This window comes from Leptolyngbya sp. GB1-A1, from assembly GCF_039962475.1.
GTDB lineage: Bacteria > Cyanobacteriota > Cyanobacteriia > Elainellales > Elainellaceae > Leptolyngbya_A.
The window spans coordinates 15,466-33,072 of record NZ_JAMPLI010000019.1 but is presented as its reverse complement, the minus strand read 5'-3'; the positions used below and the strand labels follow the sequence as shown (position 1 = coordinate 33,072).

General features: G+C 49.0%; 19 protein-coding genes. 5 read left to right on the top strand and 14 right to left on the bottom strand.

Annotated features, from left to right (window positions below):
- Window positions 1–334: 334 nt before the first annotated feature.
- A complete protein-coding gene (locus NDI45_RS17600) occupies window positions 335–2,536 on the bottom strand; it encodes an esterase-like activity of phytase family protein (RefSeq protein ID WP_348248115.1) in 2,202 nt (733 codons plus the stop codon).
- Between the two features lie 141 nt (window positions 2,537–2,677).
- Between NDI45_RS17600 and phnF the strand changes: the two genes are divergently transcribed.
- From phnF to NDI45_RS17575, 5 genes are all read left to right on the top strand, one after another.
- Window positions 2,678–3,400: a phosphonate metabolism transcriptional regulator PhnF gene (gene phnF / locus NDI45_RS17595; RefSeq protein ID WP_348248114.1), complete on the top strand. Its 723-nt coding sequence runs from the start codon at window positions 2,678–2,680 to the stop codon at window positions 3,398–3,400.
- A 356-nt stretch (window positions 3,401–3,756) separates the two neighbouring features.
- Window positions 3,757–4,572 carry a phosphonate ABC transporter ATP-binding protein gene (gene phnC, locus NDI45_RS17590; RefSeq protein WP_348248113.1) on the top strand — a complete coding sequence of 272 codons (816 nt, stop codon included), beginning with the start codon at window positions 3,757–3,759 and terminating at the stop codon, window positions 4,570–4,572.
- 260 nt (window positions 4,573–4,832) lie between these two features.
- On the top strand, window positions 4,833–5,837 hold the full coding sequence (gene phnD, locus NDI45_RS17585) for a phosphonate ABC transporter substrate-binding protein (RefSeq protein ID WP_348248112.1): 1,005 nt from the start codon (window positions 4,833–4,835) through the stop codon (window positions 5,835–5,837).
- A gap of 224 nt (window positions 5,838–6,061) precedes the next feature.
- Window positions 6,062–6,892, top strand: coding sequence for a phosphonate ABC transporter, permease protein PhnE (gene phnE, locus NDI45_RS17580; RefSeq protein WP_348248111.1), 831 nt, complete (start codon window positions 6,062–6,064; stop codon window positions 6,890–6,892).
- Between the two features lie 36 nt (window positions 6,893–6,928).
- Window positions 6,929–7,615, top strand: coding sequence for an O-methyltransferase (locus NDI45_RS17575; RefSeq protein ID WP_348248110.1), 687 nt, complete (start codon window positions 6,929–6,931; stop codon window positions 7,613–7,615).
- A 14-nt stretch (window positions 7,616–7,629) separates the two neighbouring features.
- Here NDI45_RS17575 and NDI45_RS17570 read toward each other — a convergent pair whose 3' ends face one another.
- The 13 genes from NDI45_RS17570 to NDI45_RS17510 all read right to left on the bottom strand — a co-directional run bounded on the left by NDI45_RS17570 (window position 7,630) and on the right by NDI45_RS17510 (window position 17,552).
- Window positions 7,630–8,193: a phosphonate degradation HD-domain oxygenase gene (locus NDI45_RS17570; protein ID WP_348248109.1), complete on the bottom strand. Its 564-nt coding sequence runs from the start codon at window positions 8,191–8,193 to the stop codon at window positions 7,630–7,632.
- A gap of 61 nt (window positions 8,194–8,254) precedes the next feature.
- Window positions 8,255–8,782, bottom strand: a complete 528-nt coding sequence (locus NDI45_RS17565) for a hypothetical protein (protein WP_190794113.1) — start codon at window positions 8,780–8,782, stop codon at window positions 8,255–8,257.
- Window positions 8,775–9,410 carry a methyltransferase domain-containing protein gene (locus NDI45_RS17560; RefSeq protein WP_348248108.1) on the bottom strand — a complete coding sequence of 212 codons (636 nt, stop codon included), beginning with the start codon at window positions 9,408–9,410 and terminating at the stop codon, window positions 8,775–8,777. The genes NDI45_RS17565 and NDI45_RS17560 overlap by 8 nt, the downstream gene beginning before the upstream one ends.
- Before the next feature lie 57 nt (window positions 9,411–9,467).
- Window positions 9,468–10,640: an alpha-D-ribose 1-methylphosphonate 5-triphosphate diphosphatase gene (locus NDI45_RS17555; protein ID WP_348248107.1), complete on the bottom strand. Its 1,173-nt coding sequence runs from the start codon at window positions 10,638–10,640 to the stop codon at window positions 9,468–9,470.
- 8 nt (window positions 10,641–10,648) lie between these two features.
- Window positions 10,649–11,785 carry a phosphonate metabolism protein PhnM gene (phnM, locus tag NDI45_RS17550; protein WP_348248106.1) on the bottom strand — a complete coding sequence of 379 codons (1,137 nt, stop codon included), beginning with the start codon at window positions 11,783–11,785 and terminating at the stop codon, window positions 10,649–10,651.
- 3 nt (window positions 11,786–11,788) lie between these two features.
- Entirely contained in the window at window positions 11,789–12,544 is a 756-nt protein-coding gene (gene phnL, locus NDI45_RS17545; protein WP_190794109.1) for a phosphonate C-P lyase system protein PhnL, read from the bottom strand.
- Window positions 12,545–12,773: 229 nt separating this feature from the next.
- Window positions 12,774–13,544: a phosphonate C-P lyase system protein PhnK gene (gene phnK / locus NDI45_RS17540; RefSeq protein WP_348248105.1), complete on the bottom strand. Its 771-nt coding sequence runs from the start codon at window positions 13,542–13,544 to the stop codon at window positions 12,774–12,776.
- Between the two features lie 92 nt (window positions 13,545–13,636).
- Window positions 13,637–14,539 (bottom strand): alpha-D-ribose 1-methylphosphonate 5-phosphate C-P-lyase PhnJ, encoded by a 903-nt coding sequence (locus NDI45_RS17535; protein WP_348248104.1) that lies wholly within the window; start codon window positions 14,537–14,539, stop codon window positions 13,637–13,639.
- Between the two features lie 7 nt (window positions 14,540–14,546).
- Window positions 14,547–15,788, bottom strand: coding sequence for a carbon-phosphorus lyase complex subunit PhnI (locus NDI45_RS17530; RefSeq protein ID WP_348248103.1), 1,242 nt, complete (start codon window positions 15,786–15,788; stop codon window positions 14,547–14,549).
- Window positions 15,789–15,889: 101 nt separating this feature from the next.
- Complete coding sequence (gene phnH / locus NDI45_RS17525; protein WP_348248102.1) at window positions 15,890–16,462, bottom strand: phosphonate C-P lyase system protein PhnH; 573 nt, start codon at window positions 16,460–16,462, stop codon at window positions 15,890–15,892.
- Window positions 16,463–16,918 (bottom strand): phosphonate C-P lyase system protein PhnG, encoded by a 456-nt coding sequence (gene phnG, locus NDI45_RS17520; protein ID WP_190794488.1) that lies wholly within the window; start codon window positions 16,916–16,918, stop codon window positions 16,463–16,465.
- 156 nt (window positions 16,919–17,074) lie between these two features.
- Window positions 17,075–17,221 carry a hypothetical protein gene (locus NDI45_RS17515; RefSeq protein WP_190794487.1) on the bottom strand — a complete coding sequence of 49 codons (147 nt, stop codon included), beginning with the start codon at window positions 17,219–17,221 and terminating at the stop codon, window positions 17,075–17,077.
- A 19-nt stretch (window positions 17,222–17,240) separates the two neighbouring features.
- Entirely contained in the window at window positions 17,241–17,552 is a 312-nt protein-coding gene (locus NDI45_RS17510) for a DUF4242 domain-containing protein (protein ID WP_190794486.1), read from the bottom strand.
- Window positions 17,553–17,607: the final 55 nt, after the last annotated feature.

Here is a 17,607-nt window from a genome sequence, read left to right as displayed (position 1 = left end):
TTTCTACTGCTATTGAAGAATATCAAGGAGAAATAAATTTCTTTTGTTAAGGTATCGCCTAGAATTTGTTGTGCAGTAATCCTGAAAGAATTGATGCTGCCGCAGTAGTCAAAAAGTGCCATTTGAATAGGCAAAAGTAAACCCTGGAGAGAGAAAAAGGGAGTTTAGGCTCGCATAACTTACTATTGTTTTTGCGATTGTTTTTTTGTGACTGTTTTGTTTTTTGCGACACAACTCGAAATCCTACCTCTGTACTAAGAATCTCGTGCAACTCAGCAGAGTGGATAGTGGCTCCACTGAGTTACGCAATTCTAATTAAGGCAACCCAAACTTACTATTGTCTTGGCACAAACAGCAGCCTAGTGTAGTTGATGCCACCATCGTTGTCGCTGGCAAACCAATATCCCTGATTCGTTACAGCCAAGCTTTCGATCTTCTCTTCAATCCATCTATAATCCGAGAGTAGATCCAGCACCAGGGTTTTCTCTAGCGTTGCGCCGGGTTCTGCATTCGCCAAGGAAACCCGATAGATGCGCTTGATTCGAGCATTCGCTGCGCCATTTTCACCGCCCTGATTGTCTCGCTCGACAATTAAAAAACTGCCGTCTGTATCGCGAGCAATCTCGCTCAGACCAACCCAGCTATCCTCAACGTTATCAGTATCTAATGGGTAGAAATAGTAGTTCCAGGTTTGATTTTCCAGATCGTATTCGGCAATTCGAACCGTGTTTTCTGGGTCTCCCTCAAACTCCCGCTGAATTGCCACATAGACTTTGGTTCCTTCAGCGTTGGTTGCAACTCCTTCAAAGCCAAAGCGGGTAATTGCGCCTGAAGCTGCTTCGGGTAGGGGAATTTCTTGCTGTACTTCACCCCTGCTGTTGACATGGCTGAGTAAGTTGGGGGCTTCTTGCCCTTCGCGATCGTCTCCTTCACTGACTACCCAAAAGTCACCAGAGGGCTGCAACGCGATACCTTCCAGGTCATACCTAACGGATTCCCCATTTTTGGTCAGGGGCAGGGCACTGACGACAGTAGCGGATGAGCCTTCCATCTCAATACGATAAATTCGAGAAGGCGATACTGCGCTATCGGGCACAGCATAGAAAGCATTGGGATCGTTGGGGACTTGATATAGACCGCTAATCGCGCTGAAAGGTAGATCAGCCCCCGTGCTGGTGATCTGAGGGGCAGTTGGGCTGTAGGCGCTCTCTGCTGGCTCAGTTGAGGCTTGAAAGAAGTCAATTGTGCCATCGTCTTCATTAGAGGTCAGCAGCAGATTGCGTTCTGGAATTGCCAAAACTCCTTCGGGAGCCAGCCCGGTTGGCAGAAAGCTGATTAACTCAGGCTTTTCAACATTGCTGATGTCGTAGGCGACAACAAAGCTGCCCCGCTCGGAAGTGACAAAGGCGATCGGCTGTTCGCCAAATTCGGCAACGGTGCCCCCTTCCATTTCAATGCCACGATCCTCAGAGCGATCGTCCGGGTATTGCCCTCGGGTGACTGCCAGTTCTTCAACGCTGCTGCCGCTGTCATAAACAACGTTGCCCTCCAGGTCAAAAATTGTCCAACTGCGTCCACCTGACCCAATATTGTCGCCAAAGCTTTCTAACTCGGTGTCGCCTTCATTAACCGTGACCAGGTGTTGACCGTCAGGTGTGAAGGCAATCGCATCCGGCTCTCTGCGTCCTTTGAATTCTTCGGTCAGGCTAATTTCGCCATCTTCAGTCCGGTCAGCGAACTGACTAGAGGTGCCAGCCGAAAAGATGCGAATGATTTGCTCAGAGGCAACATCAATCAGGGCGATCGCATTATTCTCCTGGATCGTGACAGCGGCGGTGCTGCCATCGGGACTAAATTTGACAAACTCCGGCTGCGGGTCTTCAACATAGTTCACCCCTTCGATGCCAGCCAGGTCAATGTCTACAGCAGTGACCGTTGATTCACTGGGGTTGTCCTCATTGATGGTGACAAAGTTGATTGAGCCAGGACGAGAGCCGGGAAGGTTATCAGTATCTTCTTCATCCTCGATCGCTACAATCACTTTGCTGCCGTCTGGGGAAATGTCAGCACTGTCAGGACCAATGCCCAAAAGCTGTACCTGCCCGGTGACCTTGCGAGTTGCCAGGTCAATGAAAACAAGAGTGCCGGGCTGCTGGTCAGCAATTGTTTGTCCAGCATCTTCATCGATGAGGAAAAGGACGGTAGCGATCGCATATTTCCCATCGGGTGTAATTGCAACCGAAGTTGGTTCTCCAGCGACCTCAACCGTTCCAAGCGACTGTGGATTTGCAGGATCGGTAATATCGATAAAGCCGATTTGCTGATCGCTTGAGTTCGTAAAAACCAGCGTATTTCCATCGGGGCTTGCATCAATGATTTCCGCTACTGCACCGCCCACTACATAGCGATTGAGGGGCGCAAAACTCCGAACCTGAGCATCAGCAGCGCCAGCAGTACCGAACAGCAAAGCAGTCGAAAAAAGAGAGACAGAAGCAAACCATGTCGGAATAGGAAAATGAACTGGGAACTTCCCCATAAACTCGGCACTCCTCATCAAAATGGTGATGTAACCGTTAATCGCAGTCGATGGGAGTATAAAACGATGCAGATTGTTCCTGGTTTATGGAGAGGTTAAGGTGTTACTGCGAGCCAATTTGGTGTTGTATAACTAATAGCTATGATGGACGACGCGCTGCCCCTTTACATTCAAATTGCGGATAAGCTTCGCCGAGAGATTAATTCTTCGGTTTACCAAAAGGGAGATCAACTGCCAACCGAAGCTGAATTGAGCGTCCGCTTTGGTGTCAATCGTCATACACTTCGACGATCGATCGAGGTTTTGCGAACGGAGGGCTTGGTACGAGTCGATCGGGGGCGAGGGATGTTTGTGGCATCTACTCCAATCACTTATGCGTTGGGTAAGCGAGTTCGCTACAACGATGCCCTTAAGGCTCAGGGATTGCAGATGAGCTATCAAACCCTAGCCATTACCACAATTCCTGCTGATGCAAAAGTTGCCAAGCGGTTAACGTTAGCAATCAATACCCCTGTTGTTTTATTTGAGCGGCTGAGTCTTGCCGATGGGCAGCCAATTAGTGTGTCGAGCAGCTACTTTCCCAGTATTTTGTTTCCCAACCTGTCAGAACGCTGTCAGCAGTATCATTCTATTTCTAAGCTACTGCAACAGGAATACGGCTGTGATCATATTCGTCACAGTACCCGAATCTCAGCGCGAATTGTTCAGCCTAAAGATGCTCGGCTGCTAGAACTCCCTGCTAATGCACCAATTCTTTTAACAGAATCAATTAATGTTGATCAAACCGGAAGAAGGATTGAGTATGGCGTGACGCGATTTCGTGGCGATCGGATGGAGTTAGTAATTGAAAACGATTCAGCATAAGCGTTGTGCTTAGAAGATATATCTAGCTCCCATTAGCTTAAATTGAGCTTGAACAGTTCTTAATCTGGCATTCGCATTTCCTTAAGGACAGGCATCCACAATAAAGCTTGGTACAGTTTTCATCTAGATGTCTATACATCTAAAGAAGAAACTTCTTAGGAACAGGAATCGCAGGAAGGAGCCTATCCATCCTCCTAAGTTAGCGAGCTGCGGATCGCCCATCTTGGTCTGCTATTAAGAGGGCATCGCTGCTGTTCGGCTGTGCTCAAGCATGTTGCTTCTGGATTGGTAAATCTCATTGTTCTGAGACTGTGTTGACTTGAATATTTACTTAAGTTAAAGGATGAAATGCCTGCATGGTTTTGCAGAACTCGCTAGAAGTCACTGCTGTTGAAGTGAAGCACCTGACGAAATCGTTTAATAAAATTGCTGCCCTGCGGAATATTAATTTTTCCGTAGCTGACGGGGAAATGATTGCGCTGGTCGGAGCCTCTGGTTCTGGAAAGTCAACCCTGTTGAGAAACCTGAACGGCTTGCATAAAGCAGACCAAGGCATTGTCGAGATTTATGGAACTCCGATTCAGGTGAACGGCTCCCTCCACTCAAATGTGAGAAAGCTGCGAAGTCAGATGGGCTTCATCTTTCAGCAGTTTAATCTTGTGAATCGATTGACGGTGCTAGAAAATGTGCTGGTTGGTAATTTATCTCGCATCCCTTCCTTGCGTTCCACGCTTCGCTGGTTTACCCAGCAGGAAAAGGAGCAGGCGTTAGCTGCCCTGGAGCGAGTCGGAATTCTACAGCATGCCTACAAGCGAGCTTCTGCCTTATCGGGAGGTCAACAGCAAAGAGTTGCGATCGCCCGGTGTTTAATGCAGGGCGCACACATTATTCTTGCGGATGAACCGATCGCTTCCCTGGACCCGGAATCCGCCCGTAAGGTCATGGAACTGCTGACGGTTCTTAACCAGGAACAAGGAATTACAGTCATCACATCCCTACATCAAGTGCAGATGGTGCGCCACTACTTTAAGCGAGCAGTTGCTTTAAGAGATGGAGAAGTCAGATTTGATGGAGAAGTTGCCGTACTGGATGATTTCAAACTTAACGAGATATACGGCACTGCAACTGAAGAGCTAGTTCTCAAAGGCCATGCGGAAGCATTCACGAGTTAAGCCATAATTTCCGATGAGCGAATCCGACTGCACATCTCCTTTGTTCCTATAGAACTGCCATAGAAGTTGATTGTTTACAGCCTTGTTCAGGCGATTGAAGTACAAAAAATGGGTGCAGGGGCTGTGCCTCTGCGTGCGGGCTTCGCCCCCCGTACCTTACAGGAGTGAAAAACGCTGTATTTCGTTTTTATCATTAGGAGAAACAATTCAAAATGAAAGCACCTGTGTTCAAGAGATTGACATCTCTATTAACGGCGTCTGTGATTAGTGTTGCTACGCTTGCAAGCTGCACTTCAACTCAGTCGAATCAGCAAGCCCAGACCACTGGCAATAGCTCAGCTTCTGGTCAGACCTGTGCGCCGGAAATTGCATCGATCGACTTTGGAATCATCTCGACTGAATCTCAGCAGAATCAAAAGCCTAAATTTGAACCCTTTATCGAGGCAATGTCGCAGACGATCGGTCGTCCTGTAAATGCTTTCTATGCCACAGATTATGCAGCTGTAATTGAGGCAATGGGGGCAAACAAGGTACAGGTTGCTTGGTATGGAGGGAAGTCCTATATCACAGCAGCAGAGCGTTCCAATGCAGAAGCATTTGCTCAAACCGTAAATTCAGATGGCACGCAAGGCTATTACTCGCACCTCATCACAAACAAGGAAAATCCGATCGTTTCCGAAATTGATCTTCAAAAAGGAAATGGCAATGAGTATATTGTAGAGAACGCGAAAGATTTAACCTTTGCGTTTAATGATCCTGAATCAACCTCTGGCTATCTCGTTCCCAGCTATTATGTATTCGCACAAAAGGGAGTGAACGCGAAAGAGGCGTTTAAGCAACTTATTTTTGCAGGAAGCCATGAAGCGACAGCTCAAGCAGTTGCTAATCAACAGGTTGACGTGGCAACGAACAACAGCGAATCTTTGACTGCTCTGAAAGCGTCTGATCCCAAAGCCTTTGAGCAAATTCAGGTGATTTGGACTTCTCCTGTGATTCCGAGTGACCCGATCACCTATCGGAAAGACTTACCCGATTGCTTGAAGGGACAGATTAAGGATTTCTTCTACAGCTACAAAGACACTGCAGTTCTGGAGCCGCTAGGCTGGCAGGCATTTGTCCCAGCAGAAGACAAAACGTGGAATACCATCCGTGAATTGAACATCGGTAAAGATATATTAGAGGTTCAGAACGATAAGAACCTAACCCCTCAGGCAAGGCAGCAAAAGCTGGATGAATTGAATCAAAAGCTCGATGCATTGAAGTAGCTGAAGATTTCCTCTTCCCCTTTTAAGGAAAAACTGACCGATGCAAGCCATTCTTTTGCAGAAGGATTTAGCATCTCAAAGTCTTTCCTTATCAGGGGATTTAGGAAAATCTCAAGCTTTGGAGCTGTATCAGCAGACTCCTCAGACATCCTATGAATGATTCACATTGAACAAGAGTGAATTGTCCATTTGATTCGCCGTACTGTTCCTTTAATATTCGTGATATGAGCGATCGAATTACGCTAGAACCTCGTGGTTCAGCTTCTCAAGCAGTACGAGAGATGCTGGCGCGGGAGAAGAAACTCATTACCCCTAATCGAATCTTCTACCTTGTCGTTGGCATTGCTATTCTTGTCTTTGCTGGCATTCAGAGTGACCTGAGTTTTATTGAACTCGCCCAGGGTGGCGGCAATATGGTGGAATACATCAGCCGCTATTTTCCACCCGATTTTACGGAATGGCGTTCTTACCTGAGCGATACGCTCGAAACGATTTCAATGGCGGTCTGGGGAACAGTGATGGCGGCGATCGTTTCTGTTCCCCTTTCCATTTTCGCTTCAGACAATATCTGCCCTGCCTGGATTGTGTTTCCGATCAGGCGATTGCTTGATGCGATGCGGGCGATCAACGAAGTGGTCTTTGCTCTCATTTTTGTCGTTGCCGTAGGCTTAGGTCCATTTGCGGGTATGCTGGCCCTGTTTGTACATACAACCGGAACGCTAGGCAAACTCTTCTCAGAAGCAGTTGAGTCGATCGATCCGGGTCCGGTAGAAGGCATTCGAGCGACAGGTTCGAGCAAACTGCAAGAAATTCTCTTTGGGGTGCTTCCGCAGGTTCTTCCCTTGTGGACTTCCTACACGCTCTACCGCTTTGAAGCAGATGTTCGCTCCGCCTCGGTTCTGGGAATTGTCGGAGCCGGGGGAATTGGCGTTTCGCTTTATCAAAGTTTTCGCTCGTTCCAGTACCAGCAGGTTTGTGCCATCCTGATCTTTCTGATTGTAGCGGTTGCCTTGATTGATACCCTTTCCTCACGGTTAAGACGAAATTTGATTTAGATCAGTCGATTCGCACAATAAAAATCGGCAGGGCTAATGACTCAAGACAAATGGATTGCCGTCGATCGCTACATCACGGATATGCTTGTGCCTCCCGATGCAGTGTTGGATGCTGTGCTTGAAGCTAGCGCTGCGGCTGGTTTACCACCCCATCACGTTTCACCGAATCAGGGGAAACTGCTAATGCTGTTAGCCTTGATCCATCAAGCACGCAACATTTTAGAGATTGGTACATTGGGTGGTTACAGCACGATTTGGCTTGCACGAGCATTACCTGCTGACGGTCGCTTGATTACCCTTGAATCTGATCCTAAACACGCCAAAGTTGCTCATAGCAACATTGCTTATGCAGGTTTGACTAATACCGTTGAAATTCGTGTTGGCAAAGCAGCAGATACGCTCGCACAATTGGCTACGGAGAATTGCCATCCATTTGACCTGATCTTTATTGATGCAGATAAGCCAAGCAATCCAGATTACCTTTCATGGGCACTGAAGCTTTCTCGCCAAGGCAGTCTGATTATCGCTGACAATGTTGTGCGTGATGGAGCTGTGATTGAGGCAAATAGCACTGATCCTAAAATTCAAGGAGTACGTCGTTTTAACGAAATGCTCGGCTCTGAGCCACGTGTGACTGCAACAGCAATCCAAACGGTGGGTAGCAAAGGATATGATGGCTTTGCGATCGCTCTAGTCACATCTGATGAGCCGCAATATTGCTGAAAAGCAACGTTTGCTTAAAGCGTTCTACAACAGGAACGAAGGATAGGGACAAAATAATCGAGCGTTGGCGTTGTGAGCTGCGGCACTTTTGCACAGTCGTCCCAAATTCTTAGCTGCACCGCATCTTGGGCATAAGGTTGCTGAATAAATTCTTGAGCGGCTTCGGACGAAAAAATACCGCCTTGCAGTTCCAGGCTGCGCTTTGAGACATCCGATAGCGCGTCCCAATAAGTTGAATTCACAGCACACAGATAGCGTTTTGCTTCAACATGGAGCCGAATGGGTTCTGTGACGGCTACCCCAAATTGCGTTTTCAGGAAAGGAATGGCGCGATATTCGTGGCGATCGTCAATTTGCTGTTCCGCAATGGTTTCGGCAGTGTTTTTGCCCAGATTGTGAATCAGATGCCCGATATCATGCAGCAAGCAAGCAGTGATGAGTTCAGAGCTACAATCGCTTGTTTCCGCAAGCGTGGCGCATTGCAGAGCATGTTCAAGCTGGCTCACGGCTTCACCACCGTACTGAGCGTTTCCTTGGGTTGCCAGGAGTTGCAGGATCAGGTCGAGAGTAGGTTGCATCTTTGCTCCTTGGATTCAAATAGGGGATTCAAGTATGGGATTCAAGCATTGAATTCAGACATCATTTAAGTAGCCAGGATTGGTGACAGTTCCAGGTACGATCGGGATATCGTTGATAGAATCGTACTTCCCAGTCAACAGAGGCTTCAGGGCAAATCAATTGCCTTGCAAGATCGGCGAGTTGCTCACCCTGTTCCGACTGAAATTCATAGGCAAAGCTGAGATGGAGCCAGGTTTTGAGCCGCAGATTTTCGCGACGGGTGGGAGCCTGAGCAAGGTTGGCAAAATCATTTATCCGCTGCGTTAACCAATCTGATCGCAGTTCTAAACCGTGCCAGTCAGGGCGAAAAGTCATTTGAACGATCGTGATGACCGGTTGTGGATAGGGCTGTGCCAACGCGCGATCGAGTGCCTGAAGATAGAGAGGAATTGCCGTTTCAACATCGTGAAAAAAGCCTGTGAGCGTGCAGTGCGGCATATAGGCGTGTGCAGCGTTCCTCCCCACCATTCGCTGACTTTGCTCAAAATAATTCTCTATTTGTTCAGCGAGTTTACCGATCGGACAGGCGTACACAATCAATTCACCCATATCTGTTAACTATCTTTTTTGAGGCTTTTGCAGTCATCATGCCCCAGAGCCAATTAATCTTGTACTTTTCAATTGATACTTCCTGTAGTCCTTCAAATCGAAGCATATCCCGACATTCACTTGCGGTATAAGTTTGGAAGTGGGCGCGGTTAAATAACCGTAGAAAAAAGTCACAAACGCGACAGGTCAAATAGTCATGACACCAATCGGTAATTATCAAACGACCATCTGGTTTGAGGATTCTTTTTGCTTCCTGGATGGCTTGAGCAGGATTACGAAAGTAGTGAAAAGCATTCGTTGAAATCACAACATCAAAACTTTCGCTGGGAAACGGAAGATTATCAGCACTGCCTATCCACAGCTCGATCGATTTGGGTAGTTTCTGCTTAGCGATATTGAGCATTTCGATCGAGGGATCTAGCCCAGCAAACTCCGCCTCTGGAACTAAATTAAACATCTGCTGAATCAAAGCTCCCGTACCGCAGCCGATATCTACGACCCGTTCATAGGGCTTGATCTCTAAGCGATTAATTGTCTCCTGAATCGTTGCATTAATATAGAATGACCAGCGACGATCGTACACAGATGCAAGACGGGAATACTCTTCTTGTACGGGATCAGAATACATAGCAATTAATCCTGGCAATCAATCACGACAATTAATCCTGGCAATTAATCACAGCAATCAATCATAGCAGGCAACTTTCTGTCCCTTAATGTAAACAGAAACGATCGCAGAAGGCAGAGCATTCTCAGGCTGAATCAGCAGGAAGTCAGCATCCAAACCTGGTGAGATTGCCCCTTTTCGATCGCCAATCCGCGCTGCCTGGGCTGGGTGGGTCGATACGAGTTTCCAGGCTTGCTCAAACGGCAGCAAACCCATCTGTGCCAGCTTAAACGGAGCATGAAACAGCGAAGGGTAGTGATAATCGGAGCAGAGGCAATCCACGACCCCTGCCTGCACCGCATCAGCAACACTCATATACCCCACATGGGAGCCACCTCGCACCAAATTCGGCGCGCCCATTAACACTGATGCCCCATAAGCCTGAGACTGGGCTGCCAGGGCAATCGAAGCTGGAAATTCTGCGATCGAGACTTGCCGCTTCGCGCTGATTTGCACCATCTCCTCAGATTCATCATCGTGGGAGGCAACCGGAATGCCCCTCTGGTGTGCCCGATCCACAAGCTGTTCAAACTGTTGAAGTCCTTCCGCCTGACGATCGAGCGCCGCCTCAATCAGGACGCGAATTTCAGCCTGGGACAGTTTAATGCGTTGCTGGAGTCCTTTTGTGTAGCGAGCCAGCGTTGCATCGTCGGTGGACGGGGGCAAATGATTGTTGAGTGATAGAAGCTGTATTGTTCCAGTCTCTAGCCAATCACATAACTCGTCATGATTTGCAGTATTTGCCTGTTCATGGCGAATATGAATGCAGCGATTTGCACCTTGCCCGGGTGTATTCTGAACTGCTTCAATCATTTGTCTTGCCGTATCCCGACTCCGTAAACCGGGTTCAAATGAATCGGTAATTGAATAGTAAAAAGTGGTGATGCCATTGGCGAGCAGCGTCCGATCGTTCTCCACAATTGCCATTTCGATCGGAAACGCAACACCAGGGCGCGGACAAATCATGCGCTCAAATGCATCTCCGTGAATGTCTACGATTCCTGGCAAAAGCTGTAGCCCTGTGACATCGATCGAGACAAAACCGCTTGGTTTCAGGGTGTGACCGATCTCGGTAAACTTACCGTCCTCAATCAGCACGGTTGCATCTTGCAGCCATCCCTTTGGAGTCAGGACATCGGCTCCCTGTAGGGCGATTTTGGGAAGAACTTTAGCCTTTTGTTGTTCTTTCATCCGCGACCTCACGCAAATCGTTTTCCTTCTCGGACTACTGCGGTCAACCGGGGCACAATGCCATCATCGTGCACAGTAATCAAATCTGCTCGTTTGCCAACTTCCAAGCTGCCTCGATCGCCGTCTAACCCGATCGCCCTTGCCGGATTCAGGGTAAAGAGGCGCATTATGTCATAGAGGGGCTGTTCAGTCCGACGTACAATCAAAAACATTGCCTGAAGCAGACTTTGAGGAACGTAATCCGAAGAGATAAGATCGACTAACTGCCGCTCGATCAGCTCCATTGCCGAGACATTGCCAGAGTGTGAGCCGCCCAGCACCAGATTTGGCGCACCCATCAAAATCTGGAGTCCCTGTTGGTGTGCCTCTTTTGCCGCATCCAGCGTGGTCGGAAATTCTGCGATCGTGGCTCCGCTTTCGACTGCTTCCTGCACATGTTCGATCGTGGCATCATCGTGACTAGCAAGGAACACCTCCTGAGCCTGAGTGAGTTCTACCAGTAATTTTCGATTTTGTTCGGCATAGCGTTGCTGATCTGCAATGCGTCCCTGAATGAAAGCATCCATTTGAGCCGGGGTAATCCCATGCTTGCCGATGTAGTATTCCCGATACTTCTCAAGGTTGACGAACTGGCGTTGCCCTGGTGTATGATCCATCAGCGAAATCAGCACCAGCAGCGGATGATTCGCATATCGTTCTGCAATTTCGTAGACGTGTTCGTAACCCAACTCGCAGCGCAAATGTAACCGATGATCGGCTGAAAATCTTCCTGCCTGGTGAGCGCGATCGATCGCGTCAATCATCGGAGCAAACTGCGTTAACCGGGCAGAATTAGGCAAGACATCCCCGATCGCAATTGCATCACAAACGGTGGTAATCCCGGCGCTAATCAGTTCGCGATCGTGGTGCAAAGCTGCCATATCGAGGGGCCATTTCACCTTGGGGCGCGGCGTGAGGCACTGTTCCAGATTATCGGTATGCAGTTCGACCAATCCGGGTAGCAGGTAATCTCCCTGTCCGTCCTGACCCTGGCTCACCATTCCCGGCTGAATGTCTGCGATTCTGCCGTTTCGCACCACAAGCGTCCCCAAAATTTCCTGGTCGGGAAGCTGCAAACGGTAGTTCGTGTAAATTTGCTCTTTCATGCTTTAATCATCCTGCCCTAAGGTTAAGCGACGATTACAAACTCGACTGCGGACTTCATCATCATGAAAAATGCCAATCATGGCACAGCCTTCTGCCTTACGCTCTTCGATCAACTGCATCACAACTTCCCGATTCGTCGCATCCAGAGCGGAGGTCGGCTCATCGAGCAGCAAAATGGGATAGGGCACAGACCAAGCACGGGCAATATTGACGCGCTGCTTTTCCCCGCCTGAAAAAGTGGTGGGTGACAGGCTCCAGAGCCGCTCCGGTAGATTGAGCCGGATAAATAACCCTCGAACAATTTCATAGGCGATCTTTGGCGCAGTTCCTAACTCCAGCAACGGTTCAGCCGCCACTTCCAGAGCCGGAACACGCGGAATCACCCGCAGAAATTGGCTAATATAGCCGATCGTTTTTTTTCGCACCTCTAGCAATTCATGGGGTTCTAGCTGCGGTAGATTAACCCATTGCCCCAGATGCTTGACCCAGATTGCACCGCGATCGGTTCGATAGTTACCGTATAGCGATCGAATCAGCGTTGATTTTCCTGCCCCTGATGCACCAGCGAGCGCAACGCATTCACCCGCCTGCAGCTCTAAGGAAACGCCTGCGAGAACGGGTAAACGAATGCCGCCTTGATGATGCAGGGTAAAGCCTTTGTACAATTGCTCCGCTCGGAGAACTAGCGTAGAGTCGCGATCGAGTGGTGCATTAGGAGGGAATGGATGAGGAATGAGCGTATGGTTTGAAACATTCATGATGATGCTCCGATCAAGAGTTGGTTTGATGAGTGTTTCGTGTTCTACATCGCCCCCTAAATGCCCCAATTTATTGGTTGCCGCTCTTAAAGAGCGAGGAGGGACTTTGAACTTCTAAACATTCCGGTCACAAAACATCCCGGTCACAAAAGAAAGTTTTTGAGGTTCGGTTCCCCTCAGAATTGGGGGGCTAGGGGGGCAGGTAATGTGGGTAATTGTCAAACATCCTTTACGGCGTTAAGGTTGCGCTAACTAGCTGCTGAGTATAGGGATGCTGCGGATCGTCTAGCACCTGATCAGTCAGCCCGGATTCAACGACCTGTCCTTGCTGCATGACCATGAGCCGATGTGCTAGAAGCCGCACAACTCCAATATCATGCGTGACCAAAACGACACTCAAATGTAAATTGCGAACCAGAGAGCGAATCAGATCGAGTAGGCGTGCCTGTACTGAAACGTCCAGTCCTCCAGTCGGTTCGTCCATCAACACTAAGCGGGGATAAGTAACGAGAACTCTAGCAAGCTGCAATCGCTGCTGCATGCCACCAGAGAAAGTTCGGGGCAGCATATCCATTCGATCGCCCGGAATTTCTACTTCCGTCATCCAATGCATTGCTTCTGTGCGAATGTTGCCATAGTGCCTTGCGCCAATGGTCATCAGCCGCTCTCCGATATTGGCTCCAGCAGTGACATTCATTCGCAGCCCATCTCTCGGATTCTGCTGCACAAAGCCCCATTCCGATCGCATCAGTCCCCGATGTTTTGCTTCCGGCAATTCCCGCAAATTCAAGATTTCACCCGATCGATTTTGATAAAGCAGTTCACCTTTGTCTACAGGCAACTGTCCAGCGATCGCACTTAACAACGTCGATTTGCCAGAACCAGACTCGCCAATAATCCCAAGCACCTGTCCTGGATAAAGATTAAAGGAAATGCGATCGCAGGCGCAGATTGTGCCGTAGAACTTGGTTAAATTCCGAACAGTCAGAAGGGGTTGCATGATTGAGAATGACCTACAGCGTTTTTCACTCACGTAAGGTGCAGGGGCTGCACCCCATTTTTTGTACTTCAATCGCCTGAACAAGGCTGTAATCAATGATTGGATTGATGCTGATTGCAGTAGTCCGTATCCGAGCAAATCCACATCCGATCGCCGCGATCGTTGATCACAACTTCGTCTAAGTAGCTTGCCGTCGAACCACACAACTCACAGGTTTTATCCCACCGCTCGACCGTAAACGGATGATCTTCAAAGTCGAGACTTTTGACTCGTGTGTAGGGAGGCACGGCATAAATTCGCTTTTCCCGTCCTGCTCCAAAGAGCTGAAGTGCCGGATTCATGTGCATCTTGGGATTATCAAAACGAGGAATGGGGCTGGGGCGCATCATGTAGCGATCGTGAACCATCACGGGATAATCATAGGCAGTGGCAATCTGACCATGCTGGGTGATGTCTTCGTACAGCCGCACATACATTGCCCCATAATCCTCCAGCGCGTGGAGTTTGCGAGTTTCAGACTCAGAAGGTTCAATCCAGCGCAGTGGCTCGGGGATGGGCACTTGATAGACAATGATCTGTCCTGCTTCCAAGGGAGTTTCAGGAATACGGTGACGGGTTTGAATCAGGGTTGCCTCTTCGGTTCGTTCCGTCGTTGCTACACCGCAAACGCGCTTAAAAAAACGGCGAATATTCACGGCGTTTGCTGTATCATCTGCGCCTTGATCAATAACTTTCAAAATATCGCTTTGTCCAATAACTGAAGCCGTCACCTGAATGCCGCCTGTACCCCAGCCATAGGACATCGGCATTTCGCGAGAGCTAAACGGAATTTGGTGTCCTGGAATCGCAACCGCTTTGAGTAATGCTCGCCGAATCGATCGCTTAGTTTGCTCATCCAGATAAGCAAAGTTGAAGTTCGATTCAGGAGCGGATGAGCGTTGAGGAGCAGCAGTCTGGGGAATGACCGCTTGCTCGGGAATTTCTGAATCTATCATGGGTGGCTTACTCCTGTTGCATTGCCGTTAAAGTGGGTTCGGCTTTAGCCCGATCGGTCATCATCGAATTTACAGGTTGATTCGTTGAGTAATCTTCAGATGGATTTTCAGCGAGATGATAGGATGCATCTTCAGCAGCGTTTACTGATGGATTGACTGATGGATTGACCGATTGCCGCATTTGTCGCAGCATGTTTAGCTCTGCCTGAAAATCGATATAGTGAGGAAGCTTGAGATGCTGTACAAACCCCTGCGCCTCTACATTGTCCGAATGAGATAGCACAAACTCTTCGTCTTGTGCAGGTGCGGTAATCTCTTCGCCCAGTTCCTTCGATTGCAGCGATCGATCCATCAGTGCCATTGCCATTGCTTTGCGCTCGTTGTAGCCGAACGTTAACCCATAACCGCGCGTAAACTGGGGTGGCGTTTCTTTGTTGCCCTGAAATTGGTTGACCATCTGCACTTCGGTCACCGTGATGTCGGCAATGCCAATCTCAAACCCCAGCTCTTCGGGGCAGATCACCACTTCAACTTCACCGACTCGAATTTCCCCTGCAAAGGGATGATTTCTGCCGTAGCCCCGCTGGGTTGAATAGGCGAGACTGAGCAAGAATCCTTCATCTGCACGGGCTAAATTTTGCAGTCGTGCCGAGCGATCGGCGGGTAGGGTGAGAGGTTGACGAGTCAAATCAAAGGGCTCTCTTTCCAGCTCAGACGAACCCTGGGCGGCAAGAAAAGCCTTTTCTTCCTGAATCAAACCTTCTTGTCCCAACGTATCGATCACACGCGGAGTCAGTTCATCGACAGGTTCTGCTTCAGGCGCGATCGATGCTTCTCCTTCTGCAAGAAGCTTGAAATCGAGCAGGCGATGCACATAGTCAAATGTAGAACCCAACAGTTGCCCGCCCGGAACATCTTTGAAAATGGCAGAAATTCGTCGATCAAGGTGCATCTGGCTGGTATCAACCGGCTGGCTGTAATAAAAGCGGGGCAGGGTTGTACGGTATGCTCTTAGCAAGAAAATTGCCTCAACCAAATCACCCCAAGATTGCTTGATCGCTAAAGCTGCCAAATCAGTGTCGTACAGGCTACCCTCACACATTACGCGATCGATCGCCAGTTTCATCTGCTGCTGAATCTGCTCTAGCGTCAATTCTGGAACTTCAAGATTACCTCTTCGCCTTGCTTCTAGCAAACTTTCAGCATTTTGAATTGCCTGTTCACCGCCCTTCACCGCAACGTATGCCATTTACTGGTTCCTCCTGCTATACAACGTATTCTCGTTGTCTTTTTGTCATTCTTCAAACCGTGGCTTAGCTCATCCTGCAATTCTGTTTTGAGTATTTCTGTTTAAATGCTCATCGTGCGAGGGAGACCAATAACCGCCGTCTCACTGCATAGAAATACATCAGCTCCCAAAGGATAGGCTTGAACGTTCATCTGCCACTGAGCCCAGAACTGGGAAGGTAAAACAGGCGCGATCGAGCGTTCCCCTAAAATTCCCGGTCCTTGCGCCGTCACCTGCTTGCCCACTCCGTTACTAATTTGAATCAGCAACGTGGTCGAAGACTCTGGATATTCTGCTGTTCCCCAATGAAACGTCGAAAGGTCGGGGAGCAAGCTAGCCTGCCAAATCACTGCAAATTGAGCCTGATCTGGATGGAATGTGAATCGACATCCCGTGTGAAATTGCAACCAAGCTTGGGCTTCAGGCGGCAATCCGGGCTGCAACCAAATGAGAGTATCGACATCAAACAGCGTCAGACAAGCGGCTGCACAAACTGCGTTAAGACCTGTAGGTGGGATAAGCCTTGCTGCGATCGGATAGGGTTCTCCCGGATGAGCCAGCGCGTTGAGCAGCGATCGAAAGGTGTTTTGAGCGTCCTGAACCGGATCGGAAAAACCGGGTAGCTGAGTGATCATTTACTCTCCTCGCACCATGCTGAAAAAGTTAACGCGCGTGGCTTCCGCCTGTCTCCGCTGCTGTTCCTGCTGGGCTTGGGCAGCTTGTTTTAGTGGCTCGATCACCTGTGCCCAGACAGCACTGTGCCAACCAGGATGCTGAAGCAGGGCATCGCACAATGCCGCAAGTTCTGCATGACGCTGCGATCGTCCGGCAACATATCCAAATCCAGCGATTTGAACGTTGTCATTAGAAGATAGCTGTACAACACAGCGAGTCATCGTCATTTCCCCTAAATTAAACGGCTGACCCGTTCCCCCCGCTCGACCGCTGACCATGACAAGCCCAGCTTCCGGACGACGGAGGAACCCATAATCTGGCAAAGATTCCAATCCCGAAATCTGTTGCTCCAGATTGTTAAGCTCTGCCTTCGCCAAGGTTGCTATCCAGAATTGACGCTGTGTTAGGGAGTTCATGAACGGTTTTTAACCCACGCTTAATATTTGTCTAGACATCTAGACGAATTATGAGCTAAGTTATGATTTCTCGCAACTCGCTCAGCTTACTTTTTGCACAATCAGTAAGGGGTAATCGGTAGACGAAGGGGATGGCACGATTCGGGGTGAGTTATTTCAATTGGATTTGGCAGCATCGTCGATCGCAGACAACCGCAGAACAAATTCTGCATGCTGGGGTGATCCCGCAGGGCTGCGGGCATCGGTGCCCGGTCGCGTCCCTTCTTGTACCACAGCTAACACCCGCTCTCTGCGCTCGCGCATTCCTGGTAGGGAGACAAGTTCAATGCCGATCGCAAACCAGCCAGCCTTTTGTGCCGATCGTCCCTGCGTCGTCTATTACAACAGGTTCCAGCACTTCTACCGTCCATATTCGCACAAACGGTAAACCCACTTTGCGAAACGATCGCCGTACTGTTTCTGCGTCAGGAGCTTCAAACTCACAGATCACTTTACTGCGATCGCGGGACATCATCGAGCGAATCCAATGTACATCATGGCTACTGTGACAGGGAATTGCCTTTTTCACATCCTGATTCCATTTTTCTTCTGTGATAGGCGGCTCAAAAACTTTTTCAACTAGAACTCGTACCATCTCTTTCTCCTCATATTCTTGACTGTTCACACAACCGTCTTTGATGTTGATTAGC

What these genes read in the sequence shown, in the direction of transcription:
- NDI45_RS17535 (WP_348248104.1), bottom strand. Translation starts at nt 14,539, where the DNA reads ATGATAGATTCAGAAATTCCCGAGCAAGCGGTCATTCCCCAGACTGCT.
- phnK (WP_348248105.1), bottom strand. Translation starts at nt 13,544, where the DNA reads ATGCAACCCCTTCTGACTGTTCGGAATTTAACCAAGTTCTACGGCACA.
- NDI45_RS17600 (WP_348248115.1), bottom strand. Translation starts at nt 2,536, where the DNA reads ATGGGGAAGTTCCCAGTTCATTTTCCTATTCCGACATGGTTTGCTTCT.
- NDI45_RS17530 (WP_348248103.1), bottom strand. Translation starts at nt 15,788, where the DNA reads ATGGCATACGTTGCGGTGAAGGGCGGTGAACAGGCAATTCAAAATGCT.
- NDI45_RS17515 (WP_190794487.1), bottom strand. Translation starts at nt 17,221, where the DNA reads ATGCGCGAGCGCAGAGAGCGGGTGTTAGCTGTGGTACAAGAAGGGACG.
- NDI45_RS17565 (WP_190794113.1), bottom strand. Translation starts at nt 8,782, where the DNA reads ATGGGTGAATTGATTGTGTACGCCTGTCCGATCGGTAAACTCGCTGAA.
- NDI45_RS17570 (WP_348248109.1), bottom strand. Translation starts at nt 8,193, where the DNA reads ATGCAACCTACTCTCGACCTGATCCTGCAACTCCTGGCAACCCAAGGA.
- NDI45_RS17575 (WP_348248110.1), top strand. Translation starts at nt 6,929, where the DNA reads ATGACTCAAGACAAATGGATTGCCGTCGATCGCTACATCACGGATATG.
- NDI45_RS17560 (WP_348248108.1), bottom strand. Translation starts at nt 9,410, where the DNA reads ATGTATTCTGATCCCGTACAAGAAGAGTATTCCCGTCTTGCATCTGTG.
- phnM (WP_348248106.1), bottom strand. Translation starts at nt 11,785, where the DNA reads ATGAAAGAGCAAATTTACACGAACTACCGTTTGCAGCTTCCCGACCAG.
- phnL (WP_190794109.1), bottom strand. Translation starts at nt 12,544, where the DNA reads ATGAATGTTTCAAACCATACGCTCATTCCTCATCCATTCCCTCCTAAT.
- phnF (WP_348248114.1), top strand. Translation starts at nt 2,678, where the DNA reads ATGATGGACGACGCGCTGCCCCTTTACATTCAAATTGCGGATAAGCTT.
- phnH (WP_348248102.1), bottom strand. Translation starts at nt 16,462, where the DNA reads ATGATCACTCAGCTACCCGGTTTTTCCGATCCGGTTCAGGACGCTCAA.
- phnG (WP_190794488.1), bottom strand. Translation starts at nt 16,918, where the DNA reads ATGAACTCCCTAACACAGCGTCAATTCTGGATAGCAACCTTGGCGAAG.
- phnC (WP_348248113.1), top strand. Translation starts at nt 3,757, where the DNA reads ATGGTTTTGCAGAACTCGCTAGAAGTCACTGCTGTTGAAGTGAAGCAC.
- NDI45_RS17555 (WP_348248107.1), bottom strand. Translation starts at nt 10,640, where the DNA reads ATGAAAGAACAACAAAAGGCTAAAGTTCTTCCCAAAATCGCCCTACAG.
- NDI45_RS17510 (WP_190794486.1), bottom strand. Translation starts at nt 17,552, where the DNA reads ATGGTACGAGTTCTAGTTGAAAAAGTTTTTGAGCCGCCTATCACAGAA.
- phnE (WP_348248111.1), top strand. Translation starts at nt 6,062, where the DNA reads ATGAGCGATCGAATTACGCTAGAACCTCGTGGTTCAGCTTCTCAAGCA.